Source organism: Actinoplanes oblitus (genome assembly GCF_030252345.1).
Lineage (GTDB): Bacteria > Actinomycetota > Actinomycetes > Mycobacteriales > Micromonosporaceae > Actinoplanes > Actinoplanes oblitus.
The window spans coordinates 5905282-5932137 of sequence record NZ_CP126980.1; the positions used below are offsets into that span (position 1 = coordinate 5905282).

Annotated in this window: 27 protein-coding genes; 18 read left to right on the forward strand and 9 right to left on the reverse strand. The window is 72.5% G+C overall.

All coding sequences use genetic code 11. The features are described from left to right. Window positions 1–189: 189 nt before the first annotated feature. Window positions 190–885 (reverse strand): hypothetical protein, encoded by a 696-nt coding sequence (locus Actob_RS26705; RefSeq protein WP_284914571.1) that lies wholly within the window; start codon window positions 883–885, stop codon window positions 190–192. A 356-nt stretch (window positions 886–1241) separates the two neighbouring features. Here Actob_RS26705 and Actob_RS26710 point away from each other — a divergent pair, with 356 nt between their 5' ends. The 5 genes from Actob_RS26710 to Actob_RS26730 all read left to right on the forward strand — a co-directional run bounded on the left by Actob_RS26710 (window position 1242) and on the right by Actob_RS26730 (window position 5520). Beyond that, the gene (locus Actob_RS26710; protein WP_284914572.1) at window positions 1242–2342 is read left to right on the forward strand and encodes an alpha/beta fold hydrolase; all 1101 of its coding nucleotides are present in this window, start codon (window positions 1242–1244) and stop codon (window positions 2340–2342) included. Between the two features lie 47 nt (window positions 2343–2389). Continuing rightward, on the forward strand, window positions 2390–3121 hold the full coding sequence (locus Actob_RS26715; RefSeq protein WP_284914573.1) for a hypothetical protein: 732 nt from the start codon (window positions 2390–2392) through the stop codon (window positions 3119–3121). Then, window positions 3121–4110, forward strand: a complete 990-nt coding sequence (locus tag Actob_RS26720) for an LLM class flavin-dependent oxidoreductase (RefSeq protein WP_284914574.1) — start codon at window positions 3121–3123, stop codon at window positions 4108–4110. Before Actob_RS26715 ends, Actob_RS26720 begins: the two co-directional genes overlap by 1 nt. 9 nt (window positions 4111–4119) lie before the next feature. Beyond that, on the forward strand, window positions 4120–4695 hold the full coding sequence (locus Actob_RS26725; RefSeq protein ID WP_284914575.1) for a Clp protease N-terminal domain-containing protein: 576 nt from the start codon (window positions 4120–4122) through the stop codon (window positions 4693–4695). 93 nt (window positions 4696–4788) lie between these two features. Beyond that, a complete protein-coding gene (locus Actob_RS26730) occupies window positions 4789–5520 on the forward strand; it encodes a DUF7873 family protein (RefSeq protein WP_284914576.1) in 732 nt (243 codons plus the stop codon). A gap of 393 nt (window positions 5521–5913) precedes the next feature. On the opposite strand, the gene Actob_RS26735 is transcribed toward Actob_RS26730, so the two are convergent. Continuing rightward, the gene (locus Actob_RS26735; RefSeq protein ID WP_284914577.1) at window positions 5914–6273 is read right to left on the reverse strand and encodes a VOC family protein; all 360 of its coding nucleotides are present in this window, start codon (window positions 6271–6273) and stop codon (window positions 5914–5916) included. A 54-nt stretch (window positions 6274–6327) separates the two neighbouring features. Between Actob_RS26735 and Actob_RS26740 the strand changes: the two genes are divergently transcribed. Further along, window positions 6328–7326, forward strand: coding sequence for a helix-turn-helix transcriptional regulator (locus tag Actob_RS26740; RefSeq protein ID WP_284914578.1), 999 nt, complete (start codon window positions 6328–6330; stop codon window positions 7324–7326). Here Actob_RS26740 and Actob_RS26745 read toward each other — a convergent pair. Further along, window positions 7232–8290 carry a lysylphosphatidylglycerol synthase transmembrane domain-containing protein gene (locus Actob_RS26745; protein ID WP_284914579.1) on the reverse strand — a complete coding sequence of 353 codons (1059 nt, stop codon included), beginning with the start codon at window positions 8288–8290 and terminating at the stop codon, window positions 7232–7234. The genes Actob_RS26740 and Actob_RS26745 overlap by 95 nt on opposite strands. Before the next feature lie 78 nt (window positions 8291–8368). On the opposite strand from Actob_RS26745, the gene Actob_RS26750 reads away from it, so the two are divergent. Further along, on the forward strand, window positions 8369–8953 hold the full coding sequence (locus tag Actob_RS26750) for a TetR/AcrR family transcriptional regulator (protein WP_284914580.1): 585 nt from the start codon (window positions 8369–8371) through the stop codon (window positions 8951–8953). Here the strand turns inward: Actob_RS26750 and Actob_RS26755 are convergent. Continuing rightward, window positions 8937–9572, reverse strand: a complete 636-nt coding sequence (locus Actob_RS26755) for a YbhB/YbcL family Raf kinase inhibitor-like protein (RefSeq protein ID WP_284914581.1) — start codon at window positions 9570–9572, stop codon at window positions 8937–8939. The two genes, Actob_RS26750 and Actob_RS26755, sit on opposite strands and share 17 nt — an antisense overlap. A 113-nt stretch (window positions 9573–9685) precedes the next feature. Between Actob_RS26755 and Actob_RS26760 the strand changes: the two genes are divergently transcribed. The 4 genes from Actob_RS26760 (at window position 9686) to Actob_RS26775 (ending at window position 13024) form a co-directional block, all read left to right on the forward strand. Then, on the forward strand, window positions 9686–10534 hold the full coding sequence (locus Actob_RS26760; protein ID WP_284914582.1) for a helix-turn-helix transcriptional regulator: 849 nt from the start codon (window positions 9686–9688) through the stop codon (window positions 10532–10534). 148 nt (window positions 10535–10682) lie between these two features. Beyond that, a complete protein-coding gene (locus tag Actob_RS26765) occupies window positions 10683–11750 on the forward strand; it encodes a hypothetical protein (RefSeq protein WP_284914583.1) in 1068 nt (355 codons plus the stop codon). A 166-nt stretch (window positions 11751–11916) separates the two neighbouring features. Further along, window positions 11917–12399, forward strand: coding sequence for a hypothetical protein (locus tag Actob_RS26770; RefSeq protein WP_284914584.1), 483 nt, complete (start codon window positions 11917–11919; stop codon window positions 12397–12399). Window positions 12400–12604: 205 nt separating this feature from the next. Beyond that, complete coding sequence (locus Actob_RS26775; protein ID WP_284914585.1) at window positions 12605–13024, forward strand: hypothetical protein; 420 nt, start codon at window positions 12605–12607, stop codon at window positions 13022–13024. Between the two features lie 202 nt (window positions 13025–13226). Here the strand turns inward: Actob_RS26775 and Actob_RS26780 are convergent, their stop codons facing one another. From Actob_RS26780 to Actob_RS26790, 3 genes are all read right to left on the reverse strand, one after another. Then, window positions 13227–14027, reverse strand: a complete 801-nt coding sequence (locus Actob_RS26780; protein ID WP_284914586.1) for a DUF4352 domain-containing protein — start codon at window positions 14025–14027, stop codon at window positions 13227–13229. Then, a complete protein-coding gene (locus Actob_RS26785; protein ID WP_284914587.1) occupies window positions 14024–15121 on the reverse strand; it encodes an SPFH domain-containing protein in 1098 nt (365 codons plus the stop codon). Before Actob_RS26785 ends, Actob_RS26780 begins: the two co-directional genes overlap by 4 nt. A gap of 247 nt (window positions 15122–15368) precedes the next feature. After that, window positions 15369–15650 (reverse strand): sulfurtransferase TusA family protein, encoded by a 282-nt coding sequence (locus Actob_RS26790; RefSeq protein WP_284914588.1) that lies wholly within the window; start codon window positions 15648–15650, stop codon window positions 15369–15371. A 334-nt stretch (window positions 15651–15984) separates the two neighbouring features. Between Actob_RS26790 and Actob_RS26795 the strand changes: the two genes are divergently transcribed. Genes Actob_RS26795 through manD form a run of 6 tightly spaced genes read left to right on the forward strand, consistent with a single transcriptional unit; the run spans window position 15985 to window position 22154 of the window. Further along, on the forward strand, window positions 15985–16974 hold the full coding sequence (locus Actob_RS26795) for a LacI family DNA-binding transcriptional regulator (RefSeq protein WP_284914589.1): 990 nt from the start codon (window positions 15985–15987) through the stop codon (window positions 16972–16974). Window positions 16975–16986: 12 nt separating this feature from the next. Beyond that, window positions 16987–18195 (forward strand): ABC transporter substrate-binding protein, encoded by a 1209-nt coding sequence (locus Actob_RS26800; protein ID WP_284914590.1) that lies wholly within the window; start codon window positions 16987–16989, stop codon window positions 18193–18195. Next, on the forward strand, window positions 18192–19235 hold the full coding sequence (locus Actob_RS26805) for an ABC transporter ATP-binding protein (RefSeq protein WP_284914591.1): 1044 nt from the start codon (window positions 18192–18194) through the stop codon (window positions 19233–19235). The genes Actob_RS26800 and Actob_RS26805 overlap by 4 nt, the downstream gene beginning before the upstream one ends. Further along, a complete protein-coding gene (locus tag Actob_RS26810) occupies window positions 19232–20119 on the forward strand; it encodes an ABC transporter permease (RefSeq protein ID WP_284914592.1) in 888 nt (295 codons plus the stop codon). The genes Actob_RS26805 and Actob_RS26810 overlap by 4 nt, the downstream gene beginning before the upstream one ends. Then, a complete protein-coding gene (locus Actob_RS26815; RefSeq protein ID WP_284914593.1) occupies window positions 20116–20949 on the forward strand; it encodes an ABC transporter permease in 834 nt (277 codons plus the stop codon). Before Actob_RS26810 ends, Actob_RS26815 begins: the two co-directional genes overlap by 4 nt. Continuing rightward, window positions 20946–22154, forward strand: coding sequence for a D-mannonate dehydratase ManD (gene manD / locus Actob_RS26820; RefSeq protein ID WP_284914594.1), 1209 nt, complete (start codon window positions 20946–20948; stop codon window positions 22152–22154). Before Actob_RS26815 ends, manD begins: the two co-directional genes overlap by 4 nt. 26 nt (window positions 22155–22180) lie before the next feature. On the opposite strand, the gene sigJ is transcribed toward manD, so the two are convergent. Continuing rightward, window positions 22181–23035, reverse strand: coding sequence for an RNA polymerase sigma factor SigJ (sigJ, locus tag Actob_RS26825; RefSeq protein WP_284914595.1), 855 nt, complete (start codon window positions 23033–23035; stop codon window positions 22181–22183). Window positions 23036–23421: 386 nt separating this feature from the next. Between sigJ and Actob_RS26830 the strand changes: the two genes are divergently transcribed. Then, the gene (locus tag Actob_RS26830; RefSeq protein ID WP_284914596.1) at window positions 23422–23952 is read left to right on the forward strand and encodes a hypothetical protein; all 531 of its coding nucleotides are present in this window, start codon (window positions 23422–23424) and stop codon (window positions 23950–23952) included. 36 nt (window positions 23953–23988) lie between these two features. Here the strand turns inward: Actob_RS26830 and Actob_RS26835 are convergent, their stop codons facing one another. Next, window positions 23989–26772 carry an ATP-binding protein gene (locus Actob_RS26835; protein ID WP_284914597.1) on the reverse strand — a complete coding sequence of 928 codons (2784 nt, stop codon included), beginning with the start codon at window positions 26770–26772 and terminating at the stop codon, window positions 23989–23991. Between the last annotated feature and the right edge of the window lie 84 nt (window positions 26773–26856).

The window sequence follows — 26856 nt, forward strand, 5'->3', positions numbered from 1 at the left end:
TTCGGCATTCAGTGCTCCAAGGCGTATCACGAAACGCACCGATTCCGGGTGCGGACCGCCCGGCGACACCATGGATCATCCACGACGAGGGCGAGCTTCTCGCCGTGCGGGCATGCCGGGCGATCCGCGAGGACGGCTACGCCGCTGTCGAGCCGTTCCCCGACGACCCCGGCCACCTTCCGCCCACGGTCATCCGCCCCGCAGCCGCCACCGTCTCCCGGCGGTTGTCGCCGCCACGGTCGCCGCCGCGGCCCAGGCGAGCAGGATCGCCGGCATCACCAGGGCGGTCCGGCCGCCGTCGGCGATCAGCGACACCGCCACCGGATGGCTCGACGGCGGCGCGACCACCCCCACCCCGAGCAGGGCCGTGGCCGGCTGGCAGAGGAATGCCGCAACGACGGCGAGCAGTGCCCGTCGCCGCGTCAGCCCGACGATCGCCGCCCCGATCAGCGCCCACAACGGGAAACAGACCACGCTCGCCAGCAGGCACCAGCGCACCGCGGGTTCGGAGAGCATCGTCGGGTCGGGCGCCACGCTGGGGTACCCGTGCGTCCGCAGCTGTCGCAGCCCGGCCGCGATCGCCACCACACCGGTGGCGAGGCCGAGCAGCACTCCGGCCAGGACCGCCCGGGCGACCGCCGCCGGACGGTACGTCCCCGAGCGTGCGACCAGCCAGGCCCCGCCGAGCGCGGCGAGGAACTGCCCGAGCCAGTGACCGGCCGTGTAGACGTGCGCCGCCAGGTCCCGGTGATACTCCAGGCGTTCCGCATCGGACTGCGGATCGTAGTAGGCGAAATACTCCCCGATCGCGACACTCAGCGGCGTCACCAGGGCCGTCCACACGAGCAGTCCTCCGGCGGCCGCCAGCGGAACCCATCGACGCATGCCGACCAGCCTGCCGCACCGCCACCAGCCGCCGCCACGGCTCCCGGCGGCCTCGTGACACCTGACCTGAGGCGGGTGTCATCCACGGGAAGGCACCGGCATCGGGACGCAGACGACGTCCGGCCCCAAGACCCCATCGTCACTCTCGACGACTCGCGGCACGGAAGGAGGCGGGCCGCAGGGCGGCCGAGCTGCCCTCGGACGGAAGCACCGTAACCGCGAGCGCAAGTGACACCATCAGGACAGGCGAGTCGCCTCGCCCTGCTACCGACGGGCTCGGTCGGTGGATCCGGACCTCGCCGATCGCCTGTGGAAGCCGGCCGAGCCGGTGCTCCGAGGTGTGCCATGCTGGGCGGGTGAGGCAGGTGGTCCGGTTCGCCGCCACGCCCGCCGGCCGGGTCGCCTACGCGGTCACCGGCAGCGGGCCTCCCCTGCTGTGCCTGCCCGGCTGGGTCTCGCACCTCGGCCTGATGTGGGAGGTCCCCGAGCACCGCCGGTTCGTCGAGGCGCTCTCGCGGCACCACACGGTGATCCGGTTCGACCGGATCGGCTGCGGCCTGTCCGACCGCGAGCGCACCGACTTCAGCCTGGAGTTCGAGCTGGCCACGCTGAAGGCGCTGACCGGGCACCTCGGGCTGGACCGGTTCGCGCTGTTCGGCACGTGCGAGAGCGGACCGGTGGCGGCGGCCTTCGCGGCCGCGCAGCCGGACACGCTCACCTCGCTGATCCTTTACGGGACCTGCGCGCGCGGCAGTGACCTGGCGCCCGGCGACGTCCGGCGGTCGGTGCTCGGCATGGTCCGGGCGCACTGGGGGCTCGGTTCCCGGGTGCTCGCCGACATCTGGTTCCCGGCGGCGACGCCCGAGCTGAGCGACATGTTCGCCAGGATGCAGCGGGCCGCCGCGACGGCGGAGACGGCGGCGGCGCTGCTGGAGATGTTCTATCGGTTCGACGTCACCGACGTGCTGCCCGAGGTCCGGGTGCCGACCCTTGTCGCGCACCGCCGGGGCAGCCGGGCGGTGCGCTTCGAGCTGGGCCGGGAGCTGGCCGCGCTGATCCCGGAGGCCCAACTGGCCGCGCTCGACGGCCGGATGCAGCCGATCTACGCGCAGGACCCGGAGGCCGGCGCCGCCACGATCGCCGAGTTCCTGGGCGTGCCCACCACGCCGCTGACTCCCCCGGCGCCCGCCACCACCCCGCTCACTCCATCGCCGACTCCGCCGGCATCCGAGACCACACCGCGGGCGGCAGTGGGCACCCGGCCGGGGAGAGTGCCGCTGACCGCCCGGGAGTTCCAGGTCGCCGACCTGATCGCGGACGGCCTCACCAACGCCGAGATCGGCCGCCAGCTGGGCGTCTCGGCGCGGACCGTCGACGCGCACGTCGAGCACGTCCGCACCAAGCTCGGTGTCCGCGCCCGCGCCCAGATCGCCGTCTGGGCCCGGCAAAACGCCTAGGTGTTATCGCCGATTCGCACACCGCCGCGCGCGCCTAGCGTCGGCGCATGCCCACTTACGACATCGTCATCGACCCGGCTTTCCAGGGGCCGCCCGGGTCCGCGCACGGCGGCTACGCCTGCGGCATCCTCGCCGCTCACCTGCCGTCCGACGTGGAGATCACGCTACGCCGCCCGGTTCCGGTCGGCGCACCCCTGCGGTTGACCGTTCACGATCAAACCCTTGACCTGTACGACGGGAGCGCGCTCCTGGCGGAGGGCCGCACCACACAGGCCGATTTCGGTACGCCGGAACCGCCCACGTACGCCGAGGCGCTCGGCGCGAGCGTGGCGTTCCCCGGATTCGGTGCTCACCCGTACCCCGGATGTGTCGGTTGTGGGACCGCCCGCACCGATCCCACGGCCTTGCGGATCTTCCCCGGGCCGGTCCCGGGCCGCGATCTCGTCGCCGCCGTCTGGCATCCGGCGGAGGTCCGGCCGCCGCTGCTCTGGGCCGCCCTGGACTGTCCGGGCGGCTGGGCGGCGGCCCACCTCGGGCAGCTCACCGGCCCCGCGGTGCTCGGCCGGATGACCGCCCGGCTGGCCGCGCCGCTGGTGCCGCAGCCGGCCTACATCGTGGTCGGCTGGCTGGCGGCGGCGCAGGGGCGCAAGGTGATCGCCGGCACCGCCCTGTTCTCCCGCGACGGCGTCCTGCACGGCGCCGCCCGGCAGACCTGGATCAGGCTCGCCGGGCAGCTGCCGGCTCCCGGTCCGGCCCGGACCGGGGCGCGGGCGGCGTGATGCGGCGCGGGATCGGCTTCACGCCGATGGAGGTCCGGCGGGACGTGCTGCTGCGGGCCGCGGCGCTCGCCGACGAGCTGGGGTTCGAGGTGTTCTCGGTGGCCGAGGGGTGGGGGCTGGACGCGGCGGTGCTGCTGGCCGAGCTGGCCGTCCGAACCCGGCGGATCACGCTGGTCGCGGGGGTGCTGTCGGTGTGGAGCCGGTCGCCCGGTCAGCTCGCGATGACCGCCGCCACGCTGCACCGGCTGTCCGGCGGCCGGTTCGTCCTGGGCCTGGGGGCCAGCAGCCCGCAGCTGGTCGAGGGCTGGCACGACGTGCGCTACGCGCGGCCCGCCGCGAAGTTGCGGGAGGTCACCACGCGGGTGCGCGCCCTGCTCGGCGGCGAGCGCGCGACGGTGTCGGCAGTGCCGGCCGCCCGGCCGTTGCGGCTGGGCCAGCGGCCGGTGCCGGAGCTGCCGATCTGGCTCGCCGCGAGCGGACCACGGACCATCGCGATCGCCGCGGAGCTCGCCGACGGCTGGTTCCCGCTCTACCTGCGCCGGGATCGGATCCGCGCGTTCGCGCCGGATCGGCCGGTGACCGTGGCGGCCGGACCGTTCGCTGTCGTCGACCCGGACGTCGCCGTGGCCCGGGAGGCGGTCGCCACCTGTACCGCGACCTACCTGTCGGCGATGGGCGACATCTATCCACGGCTGGTCGCCTCGCAGGGGCTGGCCGACGAGGTGGACACGGTCCGGTCGACACGGACCGTCCCGCCGGCGCTGCTCGACGAGTTCACCGCCTACGGCCCGGCGAAGGAGGTCCGGGAGCGGCTCGCCGACTGGGACGCCCTGGCCGGCGTGACGATCGTGGTGCTGCCGCCGGGCCTGCCGTGGCCGCTGATCGAGGCCACCATCCGGGCCGCCGCACCGGACGCCGGAACCCCCGCGGCGTGCCGAACCTCAGGCGCCGGGGCCGGCTGCCGTGCCGGTGGGGCGGACATGTGCTAGACCGGTCCCATGCCGCCGCATCCAGAGTGGACCGGACTCGCCCGCCGGGTCGCGGACCGTGCCGGGCAGGAGGCGGCGTCGCGCGGGCACCGGGCCGTGCGCTCGGAGCACTACCTGTTCGCCCTGCTGGACGTGGACCGCACCGCGGGGATCCTGCCGGCGCTGATCCTCGAGGATCTCGACGTGCCGGTCGACCGGCTGCGGCGGCGGCTCGACGAGGTGCTGCGCACCCGGCTGCCGGACGGATCGGACCTGCCCGGGATGCTGCTCGCCGCCACCGCCGAGGCCGAGTTGCTCGCCAGCGACTATCTGGGCGCCGAGCATCTGCTGCTGGGCGTGGCGGTGGTCGGTAACGGCGTCCTGGCCGAGTTCGGCGGCACGCCGGAGCGCATCCGCGACGGGCTCGACCGGGTCCTGCGGTCCTATGGTGGCGGGCCCCGGCTGGTCACTCCGCCGCCGGAGATCCGGGACCTGGACGAGTTGCGCGCGCCCCGGACGGAGGCGGCGACCGGCGAGGTGGAACGGCTACGGGGCGAGGTGCGGCGGCTGACCGAGCTGCTGCGCGCGCACGGCATCGAGCCGTGAGAGCGGTGCTCCGGGCGGACCGCCAGGCGAGCGGAAAACGGGTCGGAGAAAGGAAAGGGGGCTGCTAGGGTTCGCGGCGGAAAGGGGAACACCGTGCCCAGACTCAATCAGATAATCGCCGTGGAGAAGGGCGTCAAGAGCAAGGCGTTCGCCGATCTGAGCGACGCGCACCACGCGGTGCAGAAGACCGCGCCGCTCGCCGGTATCTCGCGGACCTATCAGCCGAAGGACGAGGAGGGCGAGCAGCTGCCCGCCGAGTCGACCCGGGTGCAGATCAAGGCCGAGGAGATCCTCCGGGATGTGGCGACCACGCTGACCCGGCTCTTCGACGTGACAGCGACGAAGGACTGGACGAACTGCGTGGCCCGCGCCGATGTGGTCGTCGACGGGCGCACCATCGCCAGTCAGGTGCCGGTGACCTATCTGCTGTTCCTCGAGAAGCAGCTCGTGGACCTGCACACCTTCGTGAAGAAACTGCCGGTGCTGGACGCCGCCGAGCACTGGGTGCGCGACGATTCCACGGACAGCTGGCGGACCGATCCGGTGCGTACCAACCGCACCAAGAAGGTGCCGCGCAACCACGTGAAGGCCGAGGCCACCGAGAAGCACCCGGCGCAGGTCGAGGTGTATTACGAGGACGTGACCGTCGGTTACTGGACGACGGTGAAGTTCTCCGGGGCGCTGCCGGCCAAGCGGGTCAACGAGATCCTGGACCGGGTGATCGCCCTGCAGACCGCTGTCAAGTTCGCGCGCGAGGAGGCGAACAACACCGAGGCGACCGACCAGCGGATCGGCGCGGCCGTCTTCGGTTATCTCTTCGGATGACACAGACTCCCCCGTGGGAGCGCGGGGGTGCGCCACAGAAAGGCGCGAAAGCTGACAGCTGAAGCTGAAGCTGATGACGCCGGTGACAGTGCGGGTTCAAATCCCGCCTCCCGCATTCGCGCGGGGGTAGCCCAATCTGGCAGAGGCAGCCGGCCTGAGACTCAGATTCTCGCTCCAACGTCAGCATTCTCCACTGATCACCAGATCGACCGGGCAGGGACGACGACACCGGATGCCGGTTCAACTCCGGCCCGCCACGCTTCGAGTGGCGGTAGTTTAAAGGCAAAACCCGGTGTCCTGACGAATGATCCACGCCCTTAAACGTGCTGGTGTGTGCAATTCAGTGGTACTCGGAGTCCCGGCGGATGGCCATTCCGCCGGGACTCGCCACATCTACGCGAACCGTGCCCGGGCGGCCGGGGTGACCGGGGTGAAGACGTTCACCAGGTGGCCGGCCGGGTCACGCAGCAGCATCGACCGGTTACCCCACGGCATGGTGGTGGGCGGCATGAGCAGGCCCTCCCGGTGCTCGACGGCGTCGACGTCGGCCACCAGGAACTCCAGGATCTTCTCGTCCGGCTCGACGAAGGCCGGCACGGTGCCGGCTCCGGCGATGGCGAGCCGGGCGGCCCCGGTGCCGAGCTCGGCGAACTCGGGGGTGAGGCGGGTGGCCTCGATGCCGGTGAGCCGCTCGTAGAAGCCGATCAGCAGGTTGACGTCGGTGGTGATCACGCGGGTGGAGACGAAGTTCATGCGGTGCACGCTAGAAGCGATACCGGACAGGATCCGCCCGGTATTTTGGCCGATGTGACCAGGCCTACCGCTCGCGTGCTGACCCTGCTGGAGCTGCTGCAGTCCGGCGGGCTCCGGACCGTCGGCGATCTGGCGTCCCGGCTCGGCGTCGACGAGCGGACCGTCCGGCGGTACGCGGCGCATCTGATCGACCTGGACATCCCGGTGGAGGCGGTCCGCGGCCGCCACGGCGGATATCGTCTGGCCCGCGGCCACCGGCTGCCGCCGCTGATGCTCTCCGACGACGAGGCCCTCGCCGTCCTGCTCGGCCTGACCAGCCAGGCCGGTGGCACCGCCGGCGAGACCGCGGCCGCCAAGCTGCGGCGGGTGCTGCCGGTCCGGCTGGCCCGGCGACTCGACGCGGTGCCGGCGTCGCTCGCCTTCACCGGCCCGCGGCCGGCCGCGCCGGACGGGGCCGTCCTGCTGCCGCTGGCCGCCGCGGTCCGCGACCGCCAGCCGGTCCGGCTGACCTACGCCGATCGCGGCGAGCGGATCTTCCACCCGTACGGCCTGGTCGTCCACTCCGGCCGGTGGTATGCGGTCGGCCTCGACCCGGCCGCCGCCGAGGAGCGCACGCTGCGCCTGGACCGGATCGCCGACGTGCGTGGCCTGCCCGGCACGTTCGACAGGCCGGCCGAGGTGGACCCGGTCGATCGCCTGCTGACCGGTTTCGCCACCGCGGCCTACCGCCACCGGGTCCGGCTGCGGATCCGGGCCACCGTGGCGGAGATCCGCGCGGCCTTCCCGGCCGGCGTGGCCGTCATCCACGAGGAGACCGCGCCCTGGCTCCGGGTCGAGCTGCGCGCGGAGAACCTGGACTGGATCCCCGCGCGGCTGGCCGGTGTGGATCGCCCGTTCGTCGTCGATCATCCGGCCGAGCTGCGTGACCTGGTCGTCGCCCTCGCCGACCGGCTGGCGGTCAGCGCACGACGGTCAGCTGCCGAGGCCGAGCCGGTACCGGGGCCGGGAGGTACCGCGGATCGGCCGGAGCACGACGCAGGCCCAGGTAGGTGAGCAGGCCGATCGGGAGGATCAGCCAGAAGGAGACCAGGCGATAGGCCAGGACGGCGGCGGCCGCGGCGGCCGGGGTGGCGCCCAGGCTCAGTGCGGTGACCAGGCTGGCCTCGACGAAGCCCAGACCGCCGGGGCTGAGCGGGATCTGCCGGACCACCTGGGCGACCAGGTAGGCGGCGCCGATCGCCCGCCAGCCGGCCGGCAGGCCGCAGGCCTGGGCGGCGGCGATCAGGCAGCAGGCGTCGGCGGCCCAGTTGAGGGCGGACCAGAGCAGTGCCGCGAGCCCGTCGCCGGGGCCGATCGAGCGGGCCGCGACCACCGCCGACGCCCATTCGCGCCGGAGGCGGGCGACCAGAGGCGGGCCGGTGACGGGCCGCGGACGGTCCAGGTTCGCCGACGGCCCGGTACGCACACCCGCCCGCACCGCCGTGACCAGCGCGGAGACCAGGACCGCCGCGGCCGCCAGCGCCTCGTAGGAGGCGGAGTGCCACCAGCTCACGACGGCGGCCGGCCCGAACGCCAGCGCGCAGACGGCGAGCAGCCCGGCCATCGAGGCGAGCAGGGACAGCACGGTGACCGTGGCCGCGGTGGTGCCGGTGGCGCCGCGTCGGCGGTACTGCTGGACGGCGTAGGCGGCGGACACCGCCGAGCCGGCGGGCAGCGCCAGGCTGATCGCGGAGCGGCTGTAGGTGATCGCCACGGCGGCCCGGCGGGAGACGTCCACGCCGGCCGCCCGGAGCAGGTGGCGCTGCTGCATCGCGAAGGCGGCCTGGGAGATCAGCTGGGCGGCCAGGGCGGCCGTCGCCCAGCGCCAGTCCGCCGTACGCAAGATGTCCCAGATGGTGGCCGGGTCCGGAAGGTGGCCGCGGACCGTGAGCCAGGCGGCGGCCCCGGCGGCCGGCAGCACGGCGAACCGGAACAGCCACCGCCGACGCCGGTCCACCGGCTCCCCTGCCACGCTCACGCACCCAGCTTCGCCTAAACCTGCACAACAGGCAAGTTTGCACTTTGAGAAGTGGATCACCGCGATTAGGGTTGCGGTGTGGAGGAGAACCTCGGGTTGCGCGAACGCAAGAAGATGGCCACTCGGATGGCGCTGCACGAGGCGGCGGTCCGGCTGGCCGCCGAGCGTGGGGCGGACAACGTCACCATCGACGCCATCGCGGAGGCGGCCGGCGTGTCCCGGCGCACGTTCACGAACTACTTCGCGAACAAGGAAGAGGTCTTCTACTACCGGGACGCCTACCGGATGAGGCGGCTCTGCGAGTCGATCCGCCGGCAGCCGTCGGCCGATCCGTGGACGGTGCTGACCGGCGCCGCCCTGGAACTGCTGACCGAGGCGTCGGCGGAGACCGACACGTCGTGGATCACCGAGCGGCGCCGGCTGTACCAGGACCCGAACCACCTGGCGCACCAGATCGCCGCCTACACGGCTATCGAGCGGGAGCTGGCCGCGGAGATCGCCGAGCGGCTCGGCGGGACCGACGCGGAGCTGCGCGGGCGGGTGTTCGCCGCGAGCTTCATGACCGCGCTGCGGACCAGCGTCCAGTACTGGACCGACCATCCGGAGACGTCCCTGCCGGAGACGTTCCGGAAGGTCGTGGCGCTGGTCAGCGTTTCGCGGTGACGGTCATCCGGCCGAACGCCAGGATGTGCTCCCGCATCGTGAACGCGGTCACCACCGGCGGGGTGGCGGCGGGCAGGTTCAGGGTGGGCACGTCCAGGGCGTACACGGTGATCTCGTAGCGATGCGCGATGTCGCCGACCGGCGGGCACGGGCCCAGGTAACCGGTGATGCCCGCGTCGCCGGTCCCGGCCACCGCGCCGGCCGGGACCGTGGTGTCCAGGCCGCGGCTGGTGGCCGGGACGTCCCACTCCAGCCAGTGCCAGAAGCCGCTGCCGGTGGGCGCGTCCGGGTCGTACATGGTGACCGCGAAGCTGCGGGTGCCGGCCGGCGCCCCGGACCAGGCCAGCCTCGGCTGCGCGTTGCTGCCGCCGCAGCCGAAGACGTTGGCCAGGTCCCCCGCCGGGAAGCGGGTACGCAGGTCGGGGCTGGTCACCCGGAAACGCCCGGCACCGGCCGGGATGCCGTCGCGGACGCGGTGGTAGCCGAACTCCGTCCGGGCGTCGTCCCGGACCTGGTGGTGGGCGGCCGCCGCCGGGGCGTCGTCCCGGACGTGGTGGTAACCGAAGGTGCCGGCGGCCAGGGCCGCGGCGCTGACGATGGTTGCTGCCGTTCGCATCATGGTGTCGACGATCGGCGCGCCGGGCGGCCGGTGGGAGGCCGTCGCGAGCCTGGTGTTCCGAGTACCAGGATCAGCCGTCGACATCGGCCGGCCGCGCGCCGAGGATGGACGGCATGACGGTGGGTGAGCGGCGGATCGAGCTGGCCGGGTTCCTGCGGGCCCGGCGCGAGCAGCTGACCCCGGGCGATGTCGGGTTGCCGGTGGGACCGCGGCGGCGGACCCCGGGACTGCGCCGGCAGGAGGTCGCCCAGCTCGCCGCGGTGAGCGTGGAGTGGTACACCCGGCTGGAGCAGGGCCGGGTGGGCGTTCCGGGCGTCACGGTCCTCGACTCGCTGGCCGGGGCGCTGCGGCTGACCGACGCGCAACGCCGGCACCTGCACCTGATCGCCCGGGGCGAGGCGCCGGCCCGGCGTCACGAACCCGCCCCGGTCCGCCCCTCGCTGCGGGCGGTGCTGGACGGGATGCCGCTGCTCCCGGCGTACGTGGTCGACTTCCGGTTCGACGTGCTGGCCCACAACGCCGCGGCGGCCGCGCTGTTCGGCGCGGAGTTCGGCACCGGCCCGACGGCGAACACGGCGCGCGCGCTGTTCCTGGACGAGCCGATGCGTGCTACCCAGCTGGACTGGCGGCGGATCGCCCGGGAGATGGTCGGCAACCTGCGCGCCAACCTGGCCCGGCACCCCGGCGACGCCCGCCTGCGGGAGGTGATCGACGAGCTGGGCCGGGCCAGCGCCGACTTCGCCGGCTGGTGGCGCGACCAGACGGTGAGCGAGCGCACCCACGGCCGCAAGCGGATCCAGCATCCGGAGGCCGGGCTGCTGACCGTCTGCTACGACGTGCTGGGCAGCCCCGACGGCAGCGACCAGCACCTGTTCACCATCACTCCCGAGGGAGCCGCGGACGAGCTGAAGCTGCGCGGGTTGATCACGCGTTACAGCCGTTTCCGGCTGGCCGCAATGTAGGCCGGTACAACGGAAAATGAGAGGTGCGAGGCCGCCGGGTTAACGGCGAAAACCGTTCCGGAAATAGCGATCTTGAGGGTCTCCCGGCCATTTGCGCCGGGCCGTTCTTGTGCCACCCTGATGGGCCGGAACAGGGGCAGGGAGAAGCATGACCAGACGCGTCTTCGTACATGTCGGAGCGCCGAAGACCGGCAGCACGTTCGTCCAGAATGTGCTGTGGAACAACCGGGAGACCCTCAAGCGCGCCGGAATTCTGCTCCCGGCGACCCGCGGCCAGCAGGATCAGGCGATGACCGACCTGCGCGAGGTCCCCTGGCGGGACAAGGACGCCACCTGGACCTGGGACATGCTGGTGGAGAAGGCCGCCAAGTGGTCCGGCGACGTGATCATCACGAACGAGGGGCTGGGCGGGGCGACCCCGGCGCAGGCCGCCCGGGCGGTCCGCAGCCTGGCACCGGCCGAGGTGCACGTCGTAGTGGTCGGCCGGGACCTGTGGCGGACCCTGCCGTCGATGTGGCAGGAGAACGTCAAGTCGCGCAGCGTCGGCAGCTTCGAGAACTTCCTCAGCGCCATCCAGCGAGGCAAGAACGACGCGTTCTGGAACCACACGGCGAACCGGATGCTGCGGCACTGGGGCGATCAGGTGCCGCCGGAGCGCCGTCATCTGATCACCGTGCCGCCGCCCGGTTCGCCGTACATGCTGCTCTGGGAGCGGTTCGCCGGCGTGGTCGGCATCCCGGACGGGCTCTGCCGGATAGAGCAGGAGCCGGCGAACCAGTCGCTGGGGGCCGCCGAGATCGAGCTGCTGCGCCGGCTCAATCGGCAGCTCGGGGACCGGTTTCCGTACCGTACGCCGTACCGCCGGTTCGTCCTGCGGCATCTGGTCGGGCCGGTGCTCAAGCAGGGGCGCAACGAGCTGCGCTTCGGCATCGGGATGGACCGTGCCGAGTGGATCCTGGACCTGACCGAGGAGCGGATCAAGGAGCTCGAGGAGTACCCCTGCGACGTCGTCGGCGACCTCGGCGAGCTGCGGCCAGTCGACCTCAAGGAGACGGTCTCGCCGGACGACGTGACCGAGGCGCAGATGCTGGACGCCGCGATCGAGGCGCTGATCGGGATGATCGAGTATTCCGACGGGCTCTACGAGCGCGCGCACCGCGACCTGGTCACCCGGATCAAGGGGCGGGTGGCGCGGCAGGTCGGCTTCAGACGGTGATCGCAGTGCGATGACGATGAGTAGCCGGCCACCGGGTTATAAAAATGCGGTGGCCTGCGAAAAGCACGCATGCCGACGTCCAGCCGCGCAGATCGGGCGTTCTGTGCATCACAGTCAGCTACCCCGGACCGGCAGTTGCCACCAGCAGCCGGTAGCCTCCGGCACCATGCGTGGATCCACCATCGCAGCTGTCGCCACGTGCACCCTACTGGCGATCACCGGCTGCGCTAAATCCGAAGACAACGCTCCCGTCGCCACCGCGGCCGGCGCTGCGAACACGGCCGGCCTCGACCAGGGCACCGCCGCCGCCTGCACCCTGGCCGACCAGGCCACCAAGGGTCAGGACGGACGGGACCTGGACCTGGCCACCGCCAAGGACATCGTGACTCTGGGCAACACCTCGAAGAGCACGATCATCACGGCGGCCACCGACGTGCTGAGCGCCAGCCTGTCGAAGGCGCAGGCGGCGGCCGGGAACCCGGACGAGGCGGTGCTGGTCGCCGAGGTCAGTTCGTCGATCCTGAAGTTCCAGACGGCCTGCCAGGACACCGACGCGGTCAAGGCCAGCATCACCAAGGAAAGCAAGAACGCCGGCGGTACCGGCGCGACCAGCGACAGCACGTCGGTCACCAACGACAAGGGCAAGTGACCGGTTCCCGCCCGCCGGGCCGGGGCGCCGTTCGCTCGGCGATCCCCGGCCTGCCTCATCTCCGCTCCCACCTTCCGGCGGCCTGACCGACCCGACAGGCATCGACATCCGCCGATCATTGCCGACTTTCCGCCAGCAGGGGGATTCCCGGCGGGACGGCGCGGCTTAACGTCACCGCCAGAGCTCCCGTGCGGAAGGACGAGCCATGCCACTGTTCGGCAGGCGGAAGCCGGCGGCGGAGCCCGCGCCGCGGCAGCAGACCGTCGACCATCGGGCTCTCGACGAGGCGCAGGACGACTTCTCGGCCCGGTTCCGGGCGTGGCTGGAGTCGGCGGCTCAGGCCCAGCTGGCCACCGGGGCGGACGCGCTGACCGACGAGATCATCGGGCGGGTGGGCGAGGTACCGCAGCCCGGCGGCGCGGCGCCCCTCAACCGCCTGCAACAGATCTCGCTGCGGTCGTTCGCCCGCACCTACGCCACGCGCCTGGTGGAGAACCGGCGGATGACGGCCATCGTGGCAGCCGCCGACACCGAAGGCGACGACCCGGCGACGGGCCGGCTGCTCGACGCCGCGGCGGACTTCTGGGACGCCGTGGAGGCGAAGGTCGACCAGAGCCTGAGCTGACCCGGCCGGCCGGTGGCCGGCGTGGTGCCCGGTACGAGCGCGAGGCTTCCCGGCCTCCTCGGATTCCGCGCCTGGCTTGCGCTGTCATCTGCTACCGCCGCGCCGTCGAGCCGAACCTGTCGACCAGCAACAACCCCGAATGAGACGCGGCTGTTCGCCACGGCTCCGCCCTGCTGGGGGCAGCAGGGCGGAGCCGCGCCGACTACTTGTCGATCTTCACCTTGACGATGGCGTCGGACAGAATCCCGTCGGAAAGTTGCAGGTAGGCGAATTTCGAGTCGGTCGGAACGTCGTAGACGAGGAAGCTGTCGACAATCTTCCCCGGATCGATCGGCTTGCTGAGGTCGTCGGTGTCCTTGTTCAGGTACCACTCGGCGCTGGTGTTCCTGCTGAAAATTCGTTCGGTGGGGCTGGAGGCCTCGAGGTCGAACGTGGGATAGGTGTCGGTCTTGTCCCCGACGTTCCTCACCGAGAAGCCGAGTACGCAGAACTTGCCCTCGGCCTTGATGACGTCGCTCTCGTCCCAGCTGGTCGCCGGGTCGTCGGCCTTTCTCGTCATCGACTGCTTCGTGCAGTCGACGCTGCGGACCGTCGCCTCGAATCCCTTGACCCGTGCGGTGGCTCCGACCTCCACCTCCCGAACTTCCTTCGCGGCGGGCTCAGACGAGTAATCCGAGGACGAGCTCGCGAAGACGGAGAAGATCGGGATCATAACGGCCAGCATGAACGCCAGGATTGCCCCGCCGACGATCAACGCGATCCTCTTCTGGCGGCGGGCCATCTCCGGCGTGACTTCGATGAGCGGCCGGTTGCTGGTGATGGTGACGCGCGGCAGGCCGGTGGCGCCCGCACCGAGGGGCCAGCCGGTCTGCGAGCCCGGCATGGGCGTCTCCCGCCGGCAGTAGGGGCACCGCATGACACCCGCGTCGTAGTCGACCTCCATCGCCGCGCCGCAGGACGGACAGGTGGAGGACACGTCGGCGGTCTTTCCCGGGGCGGTCATCGCGGCATCGGGGGCGGCGTGGTGGCGAACAGGGCGGCGAGCTCGGGCTGGTCCCCGGCCGGTGCCCAGTGGGCCATCCCGGCCCGCCACACCAGCGTTTCCCGCGCGATCGCGCCGGCGCCCACCCGCACTCCGAGGGTGCCGAGCTCGAACGGCCCCTGCTGGCTGCCGTCCAGAGCCACGTACCACTGCGTGGTCACCGGCAGCGGCGGTGGTTGCACGGGCATGGCGGGTTGAGCGACGGCGCCGGCCGCCCCGCCCAGACGCTGGCCGAAGAGCATCCCGACACCCATTCCGGTGCCCATCCCGGCGGCACCGGGGTTGCGGGCGGCGTCCTCGATCGCGTTGGCGGTCTGGAACGTCGTGTATCGCTGCAGGTCGCCAAGGATGCCCATCTGGGTACGCCGGTCGAGTGCCTGCTCCACTTCGGGCGGCACCGAGATGTTCCGGACGATCACGGCCGGGATCCCCAGTCCCATCGGGGCGACCTGCCCGGCGAGCGCATCGGTGAGTTGCGCGCCGATGGCCTCCTGCTGGGCCGCCATGTCGAGCAGGGACACGTTCGCGGCGGCGAGAGCGGAGGTCAACCGGCTCAGGATCATCTGCTGGAGATAACCGGCGACCTCTTCGGTACGGAATTCCGGATCGGTGCCCACCAGTTCGGTGAGGAGCAGGCGCGGGTCGGTGATGCGCAATGCGTACGCGCCGTGGGCCCGCAGCCGCACCATGCCGAATTCGGGGTCCCGGACGATGACCGGGTTCTGGGTGCCCCATTTCAGGTCGGTGAACTGCCGGGTGTTGACGAAGTACACCTCGGCTTTGAACGGCGACTCGAATCCGTGCTTCCAGCCCTTGAGGGTGGACAGCACGGGGAGGTTCTGGGTGGTCAGAGTGTGCGTGCCGGGGCCGAAGGCGTCCGCGATGGTGCCCTCGTTGACAAGGACCGCCACCTGCGATTCGCGCACTACGAGGCGGGCATTCATCTTGATCTCGTTGTGGTACCGCGGGAATCGCCACACGAGCGTGTCGCGGCTGTCATTCAGCCACTCGACGATATCGATGAATTCGCCGCGTATCTTGTCTACCATCGACATTCCGGACCTACCCGACATCCCTCAAGCCGGCCGGTGCTCGGCCCGCATCATCCGGGCCGGATGGTATCAATCCAGATCAACATACTTACTTTCGTCCCCGCGCAGCGCGGGAGGACGGGTGGGCGGAGACCCTAGCCCGTCTCGCCGGAGAGGTCGTCGAGCCGCAAGGCCCCATCGAGACCGAAGCAGCCCGACGCCTCACCGACGAACTGAACCAGGAGTAGCCACCCGGTCACCCAAACACGCCTCAAGTGACCGGTCGCCAGGGCCGGCGGGCGTCGGTGGCCCGGGCGGTCGCCGAGACCTCGACCGCGTAGGTGGGGCGGTCGCCGGGCACCGGGCCGAGATAGCCGTGCCCGGTCAGGTGGCACCAGGCCGGCAGGTCCAGGGACGCGGCCGGATCGGTGGCGATCAGGTGCACTGTGGCGCCCGGCGGCAGCGTCGCGATCAGCTTGCGCAGCTCGATCAGAAGGACCACGCAGCGCCGGTCCCCGCCGTCCAGCACCACCGGATTCACCTGGGCATCCACCCGACAACCTCCCTCGACTCCACCCGATCATCCCGGACCGCCGCGCCGCTGGCTCGCACTCCGGCGCGAGCGGCGCGGACCACGCGCGGCAGCGGTTTCCCGGTGGCCGGCTCACGGATCGAGGACATCGGCGAAGTATCCCGGACACCGGGCGACGGTCGGCGGCCGGATCCGGCGGATCGGTGCGCGCCCGACGCCCCGGCCGAGCGCGCACCGGGCGGCCGGCTGCCGCCGGTCCGCGCGAACCCGTGGCGCTACGTCTTGACAATTTTCTGGAAACGTTTTCAGACTGAGCTTCATTGATCGATCGTCGTCGAAAGATCAGGGGTCTGGCGTGGCGGTGACCATCAAGGACGTCGCACGGCTCGCCGGGGTGTCACAGTCCTCGGTGTGCCGGGCGCTGGCCGATCCCGCACGGGTGCGGCCGGAGACCCGCGACCGGGTGCAGAGCGCCGCGAAACAGCTCGGCTACCACCCGAACCGGGTGGCCCGCAGCCTGATCACCGGGCGCACCGCGAACCTCGGCGTGGTGCTGCCGGACCTGGCCAACCCGTTCTTCCCGACCGTGGTGAAGGCGATCCAGACGCGGGCGCGCCGGTTCGACTACGCGGTCTTCCTCAGCGACACCGACGAGGACCCGGCAGTCGAGGTGCCGGCCATCCGGGCCCTGGCGATGCAGGTCGACGGGTTCCTGCTCTGCTCGCCGCGGGCGCCCGACGACGACCTGCGGCCGTTCGCCCGGGAGAAGCCGATGGTGGTGCTGAACCGGCGGATCACCCCGCTCCCGTCGGTCACCGCGGACAGCGCCGACGGGATGCGGCAGGCGGTCGCGCATCTGGCCGCGCTGGGGCACCGGACCCTGGCGTACGTCGCCGGCCCGCGCACCTCCTGGTCCAACCGCGACCGGCAGCGGGGCCTGCGCGCCGCCACCACCGCCCACGGCATCCGGCTGGTCGAGGTCGGCAACGTCGCACCCACCGTGGACGGCGGGGCGGCCGCCGCCGACCTGGTCCTCGCCGCCACCGGGGTCACCGCGGTCCTGGCCTACAACGACCTGGTCGCGCTCGGCCTGCTGCGACGGTGCCACGCCCGGGGTGTCCGCGTCCCGGAGCAGCTCAGCGTCGTCGGCTTCGACGACATCCTGATCGCCGGGCTGCTCGCCCCGCCGCTGACCACCGTCGCGATCGGCAAGGAGCGGATCGGCCGGGTCGGGGTGGACCTGCTCCTGGAGTTGATGACCGACCCGGATCACCGCGGCACCGCCAAGCGGGTGCTGCCCACCCAGCTCATCGTGCGTGGTTCGACGGGCCCCGCCGTCTCGTGAAGGAGAACCCCGATGTCTCCCAGCCGCCGCCAACTGCTCACCCTCGGCGCCGCCGCCGTGACCGTCGCCGCCTGCAGCCCGCCGGGCAGCGACACCCCGTCCGCCGGCGCCAGCGGCCCGATCCCGGACAAGCCGTCCAAGGCGGTCACCCTCAACATCCTGGACGTGGCCGGCAACCTGCAGCTGACCCAGGGCATGATCGACGACTTCGTGGCCCGGAACGGCGCCGTGGTCGAGCGGGTCACCTATCAGAAGGCGACCGCCCCGGAGCTGGTCGGCAAGATCAAGGCGCAGCAGGCCGCCGGCCGGGTGGACGTCGACCTGGTGCTGACCGGCGTGGACGGCCTGGCCGGCGGCATCGACCAGCAGCTCTGGGTGCCGCTGCTGCCGGATTACGCGAGCCGCCTGCCGGCCATGAAGGACTACCTGGCCGGCGCGGCCGCCATGCAGAAACTCGCCGGCCAGTACGGGGTGACCGTCACCTACTACCCGTCCGGCCCACTGATCGAGTACCTGCCGGCCAAGGTCGCCACCCCGCCGAGGACCGCGCCGGATCTGCTCGCCTACGCCAAGGCCAATCCGGGCGCGGTCCAGTACGCCCGCCCGTCCAACTCCGGCCCGGGCCGCACCCTGCTGATGGGCCTGCCCTACCTGCTCGGCGACGCCAACCCGAAGGACCCGATCAACGGCTGGAACAAGACCTGGGACTACCTCCGGCAGCTCGGCGAGTCGATCACCCTCTACCCGTCCACCACCAGCGAGACGATGAAGAACCTGGCCAACGGATCCGCGAAGATCATCGCGTCGACCACCGGCTGGGACATCAACCCCCGGGTCCTCGGCACGGTGCCCAGGGAGGCGGCGATCGGCACCCTCACCGGCTTCCACTGGGTCACCGACGCGCACTACGCGGCCATCCCGAAGGGCGTCGGCACCGACAAGCAGGCCGCCGTGCTCGCCCTGCTCGCCTGGATGCTCACCCCGGAACAGCAGGCCAAGGCGTACGACAAGGGGTACTTCTATCCCGGCCCGGCGATCGCTGACGTGCCGATCACCATGGCCCCGCCGGAGAGCCAGCAGGCCATCAGGGACTACGGCCGCCCGGAGTACGCCGGGCTGATCGCGAAGAACCCGATCGAGGTCCCGCTCGGCGCCGCCGCACTGGTCGCCGCGTTCGACCGCTGGGACCGCGAAATCGGCGGCTCCAAGGTGAAGAAATGACGGGTTTCGCGACGCTGCGGCTGGACGGGGTGACCCGGCGGTTCGCCGGTACCGACGCCCTGGCGGGCCTGGATCTGGAGATCGAGCGGGGCGAGTTCGTGGCGCTGCTCGGACCGTCCGGCTGCGGCAAGTCGACAGCGCTGAACTGCCTGGCCGGGCTGCTGCCGCTCAGCGACGGGAGCATCTGGCGGGACGGGACCCGGCTGGACACGCTGCCCCCGGAACGCCGCGGGTTCGGCATGGTGTTCCAGAACTACGCGCTCTTCCCGCACCTGTCCGTACAGAAGAATGTCGCCTTCGGTCTCCGGATGCGCGGCGTGCCGCGCGCCGAGACGCGCCGCCGCACCGACGCGGCGATCCGGCTGGTGCACCTCGAGGAACACGCCCGGAAACTGCCCGGCCAGCTCTCCGGCGGGCAGCAGCAGCGGGTCGCCATCGCCCGGGCCGTGGTGATCGAGCCGGCGCTGGTGCTGATGGACGAGCCGTTGAGCAACCTCGACGCGAAACTGCGGCTCGACATGCGCTCGGAGATTCGCAAACTGCACCAGGATCTCGGCCTGACCACCGTCTATGTCACCCACGACCAGGAGGAGGCGCTCTCCATGGCGGATCGCCTGGTGGTGCTCCGGGCCGGCCGCGTGCAGCAGATCGGCACCCCGGAGGAGGTGCACGACCATCCGGCGAATCGGCACGTCGCCGATTTCATCGGCTTCCGCAATCTGCTGCCCGGCACGTTCCGGGCGGGCACCGCCGAGATCAACGGCTTGACGGTACGCGCCCCCGGCAGTCCCGTCGGCCCGCTCCGCGACGGCGACCCGATCGTGGCGGCGATCCGTCCCGAGGACATCGCCCTCGGCAGCGGCGTCGAGGCGACCGTCGAGGTGGCCGAGTACCACGGCCGGGAGATCGCCGCCGAGGTCCGCACCGCCGGCGGCCTCGCCCTGCATCTGCGCACCCCGCGACGGCTGGCCCCGGGCGACAAGGTGGCCGTCACGCTGCCCGCGGAGAAACTGCTGATCTTCCCGGGCGAGGACCAGTGACCGCCTCGACGCTCGCGGTCCGGCACCGGCTCGCCGAGCGGGGCGTCGACCGGCAGCTACTGCTCCTGGTCCCGGCCACGGTGTTCGTGGTGGCGCTCTTCGTCTACCCGTTCTGCTACGGCATCGCGGTGTCGCTGCAGCCGGCCCAGGGTGGCGCGCTCGCCGCCTACCGCACCTTCTTCACCGACGCCTACCAGCGCGACACGATCGGCACGACGCTCGCCATCGCGCTGCCGGCCGCGCTGATCAACGTCCTGGCCGCGGTGCCGATCGCCTACCGGATGCGCGGGCGCTTCCGCGGCAAGCGGCTGCTCACCACGGCGCTGGTGGTGCCGATCACGCTCGGCACCGTGCTCACCGCCGAGGGCCTGCTCAATTTCCTCGGCCCGACCGGCTGGTTCAACCGGCTGCTGCTCGGTGCCGGACTGGTCGACCAGCCGGTGACGCTCACCCACAACTACTGGGGGGTGTTCTTCTCGCTGGTGATCACCGGGTTCCCGTTCGCGTTCCTGCTGGTGCTCTCCTACCTGTCCGGCATCGATCCGAGCCTGGAACGGGCCGCCGCCACCCTCGGCGCCGGCTGGGCGCAGCGGTTCTTCCGGATCACCCTGCCGCTGCTCGCGCCGGGCCTGGCCACCACGTTCTGCCTGACCTTCGTGCTCGCCTTCAGCGTCTTCCCGTCGGCGATCCTGGTCGGCGATCCGGCCGGCAGCACCCGGGTGATCAGCATCGCCGCCTACGAGGCCGCCTACGTGCACTACGACTACGCCGCCGCGTCGGCCGCCGCGATCGTGATGGGCGCTGTCGAACTCGTCGTGATCACCGTCGTGCTCGGGCTGCGCAGCCTGCTTTACACCGGTTCGACGGCGGGAGGCAAGGGATGAGACGCCGCATCGTGGCCAGCCCGGGCGCCTGGGTGGTCTGGGGCCTGGTGGCGATCTTCTTCGCCGCCCTGGCCGGGGTGATCGGGTCGGTGGTGGTCAACTCGTTCGGGGTGCGCTGGTTCGACACCTGGCTGCCGCCGGACTACACCACCCGGTGGTACGGCCAGGCCTGGACCGACTTCACCCTGCTGCCGGTGCTGACCGTCACGCTCGTCGTCTGCCTGCTGGTCGCCGGGATCTCCGTGCTGGTCGGCGTGCCGGCCGCCTACGTGCTGGCCCGCCGCCGGTTCCCCGGCAGCCGGCTGATGTACCTGCTGTTCCTGCTGCCCATCCTGATGCCGCCGATCACCTACGGGATTCCGCTGGCCACGGTGCTCTACAAGTACGGGCTCGCCGGTCACCTGTCCGGCGTGGTGCTGGCGAACCTGGTGCCGTCGGTACCGTTCGTGATCCTGACGATGACGCCGTTCATCGAGCAGATCGACCCGGCCGTCGAACGGGCGGCCCGGATGTGCGGGGCACGCACCCGGCACGTGTTCGCCTCGATCCTCGCGCCGCTGCTGGTGCCGGGCATCCTGGCGGCGTCGATCCTGGTGGTGGTCCGCACCGTCGGAATGTTCGAGCTGACCTTCCTGACCGCCGGACCGGACTCGCAGACCCTGGTGGTGGCGCTGTTCTACTCGATGTCGGCGGCCGGGATCCGGGCGCAGCAGTCGGTGGACGCGATGGCCGTCATCTACTGCGTGATGATGCTGGTCCTGCTCGTCGTGGCGTTGCGGTTCGTGAATCCGACGCAGCTGGTGGCCCGGGTCAAGGAGGACCCGGAGTGAGGATCACCGAGGCCCGGGTGATCGTGACCTGCCCCGGGCGCAACTTCGTCACCCTCAAGGTCGTCACCGACGACGGGGTGACCGGGGTCGGGGACGCCACGCTGAACGGGCGGGAGCTGGCGGTGGCGGCGTACCTGCGGGAGCACGTCGTCCCCGCGCTGATCGGGCGGGACCCGGCACGGATCGAGGACACCTGGCAGTACCTGTACCGCGGGGCCTACTGGCGGCGCGGACCGGTGACGATGACCGCCATCGCCGCGGTGGACACGGCACTGTGGGACATCAAGGGGAAGGTGGCCGGATTGCCGGTCTACCAGCTGCTCGGCGGGCGGTGCCGGGACGGGGTGACCGTCTACGGCCACGCCAACGCGGCCACCGCCGAGGACCTGATGCCGGAGATAGCGCGCTATCTGGGCCTGGGATATCGGGCGGTCCGGGTGCAGACCGGGGTGCCGGGGCTGGCCGGGGTCTACGGGGTGGGCCGGCCGGGTGCTGTCTACGAGCCCGCCGAGCCGGGCGTTCCGGCGGAGACGGTCTGGGACACCGCGCGGTATCTCGACCACGTCCCGCGGGTCCTCGCCGACGTGCGCGCCGAGTTCGGGCCGCACCTGCGGCTGCTGCACGACGTGCACCACCGGCTCACCCCGATCGAGGCGGCCCGGCTGGGCAGGAGCCTCGAACCGTTCGGGCTCACCTGGCTGGAGGACCCGGTCCCGGCCGAGCTGCCGGACGGCTTCCGGCTGATCCGGCAGCACACCACCACCCCGCTCGCGGTCGGCGAGGTGTTCACCTCCATCTGGGACTGCCGGGAGCTGATCACCGGACAGTTGATCGACTACATCCGCACCACGGTGGTGCACGCCGGCGGGATCACCCACCTGCGGCGGATCTTCGACCTGGCCGCGCTGCACCACGTCCGCAGCGGCTCGCACGGCGCCACCGACCTGTCCCCGATCTGCCTGGCCGCCGCGCTGCACGTGGACCTCGCCATCCCGAACTTCGGGCTCCAGGAGTACATGCCGCACAGCCCGGAGACCGACGCGGTGTTTCCGCACGGATACCACTTCGCGGACGGCTACCTGCATCCGGCCGAGACTCCGGGGCTGGGCGTGGACATCGACGAGGAGCTGGCGGCACGCCATCCGTACCGGCCGGCCTCGCTACCGGTGAACCGGCTGGCCGACGGGACGCTGCACGACTGGTGAGGCGTACCGGAAACCGGTCTTGATCCTCAGAGCCAGCGGCGCAGCTTCTCCGGGTTGCGGACCGACCAGATGCGCCTGATCCGGTCGCCGTCGACCTCGAAGGCGATAACGCCGGTGGTCACGCCGTCGTGCTGGGTGATCAGGCCGGGCTCGCCGTTGACGGTGCCCTCCAGCAGCCGCAGGGCCGGCGCGCGCTCGGCCAGCCCCGCCGCGAACCGGGCGATCTGCTCGCCGCCCTCGATCGGGCGCAGTGCCGCCGTGACCAGGCCGCCGCCGTCCGCGACCAGCACCGCGCCCGGGTCGAGCAGCCCGAGCAGGGCCTCGATGTCCTTGGCCTGCCAGGCCCGCTTGAAATCACGGACCACCCGAGCCTGCCCGGCCGCCGGGGAAACGGCCGGACCGGCCGCGGCGATCCGGCGGCGGGCGGACGAGGCCAGCTGGCGGCACGCCGCCGGACTTCGCCCGGCCACCTCGGCCACCTCGGCGAACGAGTAGCGGAACACGTCGTGCAGGATGAACGCGACCCGCTCGGCCGGGGTCATCGCGTCCAGGACCACCAGGAACGCCATGCTGACCGACTCGTCCAGGGTGATCCGGTCGGCCGGGTCGCTGCCGTCCGGCTCGGGCACCGGCTCCGGGATCCACTCGCCGACGTACCGCTCCCGGCGGACGCGCGCCGAGCGCAGCTGATCCAGGCAGATCCGGCTGGCGACCTTGGTCAGCCAGGCGCCCGGTACGCCGATCGCCGCCTGATCCGCCGCGGACATGGCGTACCAGCGGGCGTACGTCTCCTGGACCACGTCCTCGGCGTCGGCCAGGGAGCCGAGCATCCGGTAGGCCACGTTGATCAGCTGGCCGCGTTCGTTCTCCGGGTCGCGCATGCCGTTACGACGAGACAGGCGGCGACGATGTGAGGCCGGACGTTCCGGCGTGCTGTCTCGCCGGGGCGCACATGGAGATCACCGCACACCTGCCGGAGCCCGCCGTGCTCCTCCCGGGGCGGGGCGGGCGGACCATCCCGGCGATCACCATCGGGCTGGTGCGTCCGCGGGTGGGGAAGCTGGTCGGCACCACGGATCACACCCTGCGGCAGACCGGAAGGCCGCGCAAGGCCCGGAGATGCCGGTGGCGCCGATCGACACGCCGATGCCCCGGGAAACGACCGCGTTGGCATGTTTCCGTGATTCGCCGATCCGGCCGGGTCAGCATGCTGTTGATCGTCCGGCACGACACGGGAGGCCGGATCGCCATTCGGGGGAGAAGAATCGTGAACGTTCGTACGCCGCTCGTCGTCGCCGCTGTGGCCGCCGCTGCCCTCGCGGGCTGCTCGAGCACCGAGAGCGGCGGCAGCGCGGCCCCGGCCGGCACCGCCTCCGCCGCGGGAGCGGCCAGCACCGCGCCGAGCCCGCTGGCGAGCAGCCCGCCGGCCGGTGGCACCGCCGTGGGGTCCTCGGCCGCGCCGGTGCACAGCACCCGCACCGCTGCCGCGCCGGTCCACAGCACCCGCACCGCTACCGCGAAGCCGGCCGCCGGCGGCTGCCCGCCGTCGGAGGCGACGCTGCTCAAGGCGCTGCGCTCGAGCAAGGTCGGTGACGCGCTCGCGCCCACCGACACTCTCACCGACATCACCTGCTACCAGGGATACGCGCTCGGCCAGACCCATCCGAAGCAGGCCGACGACGCCGAGGTGGTCTTCCACTACACCGGCGGCGCCTGGCACGCGGTCAACGGCGGCACCTCCGACTACTGCGACGGTGTCGTCCCGGCGGCCGTCCGCCCCCACCTCGAGCACTGCTGACCCGGTCGGGCGATGTCCGGCGCGGGGACCGATGCGTCAGTCCGAGCCGGGCAGGGAGGTGGCCAACTGGGCTCGGCTGCTCACCGACAGCTTCTGGAAGATGTGGGTGAGGTGGGTCTCCACGGTGCGCCGGGTCACGTAGAGCTGGTCGGCGATCTCCCGGTTGCTGTGGCCCAGGGCGGCGAGCACCGCCACCCGGTGCTCGGCCGGGGTGAGCGCGCCCGGCCCGGTCGCGACGCTGCGCCGCGGGCGGCCGCCGGCGGCGAGCAGCTCCTGCCGGGCGCGGGCCGCGATCAGCCGCATGCCGCCGCGGTCGGCCAGGTCCAGGGCCCGGACCAGCGGTTCCCGGGCGGCGACCCGCTGGTTGGCACGGCGTAGCGCGCCACCGAGCTCGACCAGGACGCGGGCGTGTTCCAGCCGGGCCGGAGAGCCGGCGAGCAGGTGCGCGGCCTGGGTGAGCAGCGGCACCGCGTCGGCCGGCGAGACGGTACGGGCCAGGGCGCGCAGGCCGGCACCGCGGGCGCCGGGCAGGCCGGCACCGGCGGCCAGGTCCAGATGCTCCTCGGCGAGGCGGCGGGCCGCGGCGAGATCGCCGAGGGCGGCCAGGGCGGCGCTGTCGTCGACCCGCCAGGCGGCCAGGCCCGGATGGCGCGCGTCCAGCGCCCGCCACGTCTCGGCGGCCGCCAGCAGATCGCTGTGCGCCTCGGCCGGGCGGTGCCGGGCCAGCCACAGTCGTGCCCGGCGCTCCAGCAGCATGCCGGTCCGCAGCTTGCCCGGCACCGGCTCGCCCGCCCCGAACCGGGCGGCGGCCGCCAGCGCCGCCTCGGCGCCGTCCAGGTCGTCCGCCTCGACGAGCGCCTCCAGCAGCGGGAACAGCGTCCACACCAGGCCGGGCGCGGGCGGGTTGGCCAGTTTGAACTCGAACGCGAACCGGGCGTCGGTGACCGCCTCGCGGACCCGGCCGGCCTGCACCAGCACGTGTGCCCGGACGAAGCTGCCGTGCGCCAGCGCGGTCATCCACCCGCGCGGCCGGGCCACGTCGATCAGCTCGTCGCACAGGGCGCGTACGGTGTCCAGCTCCTCCACCGCGACCAGGTCGAACTTCAGCACCGTCGCGAGCAGCGAGTCGGTCTCGGCGTCCAGCGCGGTCCGCAGCATGGCGATCACCTCGCCGGCCGGCCGGCCCCGCAGGATCGCCAGGTGCCCGCGGTGCACGGCCCACAGCGGCAACCCGCCACCCCGGGCGGTACGCTCCCGCGCGTCACCCACCTCGGCGGCGTCCAGCCACGCGTTGCAGACCAGCTCCGCCGCCAGCCGTTCGAGCAGTTCCGGATCGGCGCCGCCGGCCCGGTCCAGCACCTGCCGGGACAGCTTCAACGCCTCGTCGGAGTACCCGGCCAGCCCCAGCGCCCGGGTACCGGCCAGCGCGATCCGGGCCCGCTGATCCGGGTCGTCGGCCAGCGCGACGGCGTCGGCCAGCAGGTCGTACGCCTGGGGTTTGACCTGCTCGGCGGTGACCAGGCCGAGCTCGCTGAGCAGCTCCGCCTCGTCGTAGGTGGCGATCGGCGGCTCCGCCAGCGCCCGCCGCAGGAACGTCGCGGCACTCTGTGGCGCGCCCCGCCGCCACGCGCGGCCGGCCGCCGTGCGCAGCGCGGTGACCGTCGCCGGCTCCCCCGCCGGTTCGGTGCGCAGCAGGTGCAGCGCCACCGTCTCCGGGTCGGTCCGCTCCCCGGCCAGCAGCCGCGCCGCCCGGCCGTGCCACAGCGCGCGTTCCCCGGGCGGCAACCCGGTGTAGAGGGCCGCCTCGACCAGCGGATGCACCAGGGCGTACCCGTCCGCGCCGCCCTCGACCAGGCCGGCGTCGCGCAGCCGGTCGGCCAGCCGGCAGGCCCGCGCCTGGTCCAGCTCGGCGAGGTCGCGGGCGTGCCGCAGCTTCGCGCCGCGGCCGAGCACGGCGAACGCCCGGGCCAGGTCGGCGGTGCCGGCCGGCAGCCGGGCCAGTTGGCGGTCCACGGCCCGCGCCACCTGGTCCGGGCCGAAGCCGCTGAGCCCGGCGGCCACGTCCGCGGTGGGTTCGACGCGCTCGGCGGCCAGGTGGTCGAGCAGCGCCCCGAGCAGGAAGGGGTTGCCGGCCGTCGCGGCGTGGCAGGCCTTGGCGAACGCGACGCCGGCGGTGGGCAACCGCCCCTGGACGATCGCCTGGACGGTGGCCGGCTCCAGCGGGCTGGGCCGCACCGGCGCCCCGCCGGCGGCGAGCAGCTCGGCGAGCAGGTCCGGTTCGGCCGGCGGCTCGCCGGAGCGGACCGCGCACAGGATGCCCAGCGGCAGCCCGGCCAGCCGCCGGGTGAGCTGGCCGAGCCAGCGCAGCGACGGCGCGTCCGCCCAGTGCACGTCGTCGACCAGCAGCAGGGTGGCGGCACGGGCGGCGAGGCCGCAGGTCAGCCAGGTCAGCCCGTGCGCGGCGGCGTGCATGGCGTCGCCGGTCGGCGCCGGGGTGGCCGCGTCCTCGTCGAGGGCCCGGCGGGCCGGGGCGGCGGCGCCGACGGCCAGCGCGTCCCACTCCGGGCTCTGCCGGACCGGGGCGAACAGCTGCCTGGCGATCCCCCAGCCGGCGTCGTGGTCCAGCGGGCCGCCCCACGCGGACAGCACGCGCAGGCCGGCGGCGGCCGCGCCGGAACCGGCGGCGGCCAGCAGACTCGACTTGCCGATCCCGGCTGGGCCCTCCACGACGATCACGGCGCCGGTCCCGGAGCGCACTTGGGCGAGCCGGTGGTCGAGCATCGCCAGCTCCGCATCGCGTTGCAACAGCACGCGCGGCATCCGCCGACCGTACGTCGTGGTGCCGCCACGCGAAACCTCGTGGTCGGATCCACGATTCAACGCACCAGGTGAATCCGCAGCATG

Bases quoted from the DNA above. Each gene is read 5' to 3' on its own strand.
- Actob_RS26705 (WP_284914571.1), bottom strand. From the start codon at position 885: ATGCGTCGATGGGTTCCGCTGGCGGCCGCCGGAGGACTGCTCGTGTGG.
- Actob_RS26715 (WP_284914573.1), top strand. From the start codon at position 2,390: ATGCCCACTTACGACATCGTCATCGACCCGGCTTTCCAGGGGCCGCCC.
- Actob_RS26720 (WP_284914574.1), top strand. From the start codon at position 3,121: ATGCGGCGCGGGATCGGCTTCACGCCGATGGAGGTCCGGCGGGACGTG.
- Actob_RS26725 (WP_284914575.1), top strand. From the start codon at position 4,120: ATGCCGCCGCATCCAGAGTGGACCGGACTCGCCCGCCGGGTCGCGGAC.
- Actob_RS26735 (WP_284914577.1), bottom strand. From the start codon at position 6,273: ATGAACTTCGTCTCCACCCGCGTGATCACCACCGACGTCAACCTGCTG.
- Actob_RS26755 (WP_284914581.1), bottom strand. From the start codon at position 9,572: ATGATGCGAACGGCAGCAACCATCGTCAGCGCCGCGGCCCTGGCCGCC.
- Actob_RS26760 (WP_284914582.1), top strand. From the start codon at position 9,686: ATGACGGTGGGTGAGCGGCGGATCGAGCTGGCCGGGTTCCTGCGGGCC.
- Actob_RS26765 (WP_284914583.1), top strand. From the start codon at position 10,683: ATGACCAGACGCGTCTTCGTACATGTCGGAGCGCCGAAGACCGGCAGC.
- Actob_RS26770 (WP_284914584.1), top strand. From the start codon at position 11,917: ATGCGTGGATCCACCATCGCAGCTGTCGCCACGTGCACCCTACTGGCG.
- Actob_RS26775 (WP_284914585.1), top strand. From the start codon at position 12,605: ATGCCACTGTTCGGCAGGCGGAAGCCGGCGGCGGAGCCCGCGCCGCGG.
- Actob_RS26780 (WP_284914586.1), bottom strand. From the start codon at position 14,027: ATGACCGCCCCGGGAAAGACCGCCGACGTGTCCTCCACCTGTCCGTCC.
- Actob_RS26785 (WP_284914587.1), bottom strand. From the start codon at position 15,121: ATGTCGATGGTAGACAAGATACGCGGCGAATTCATCGATATCGTCGAG.
- Actob_RS26800 (WP_284914590.1), top strand. From the start codon at position 16,987: ATGTCTCCCAGCCGCCGCCAACTGCTCACCCTCGGCGCCGCCGCCGTG.
- Actob_RS26805 (WP_284914591.1), top strand. From the start codon at position 18,192: ATGACGGGTTTCGCGACGCTGCGGCTGGACGGGGTGACCCGGCGGTTC.
- Actob_RS26815 (WP_284914593.1), top strand. From the start codon at position 20,116: ATGAGACGCCGCATCGTGGCCAGCCCGGGCGCCTGGGTGGTCTGGGGC.
- sigJ (WP_284914595.1), bottom strand. From the start codon at position 23,035: ATGCGCGACCCGGAGAACGAACGCGGCCAGCTGATCAACGTGGCCTAC.
- Actob_RS26835 (WP_284914597.1), bottom strand. From the start codon at position 26,772: ATGCCGCGCGTGCTGTTGCAACGCGATGCGGAGCTGGCGATGCTCGAC.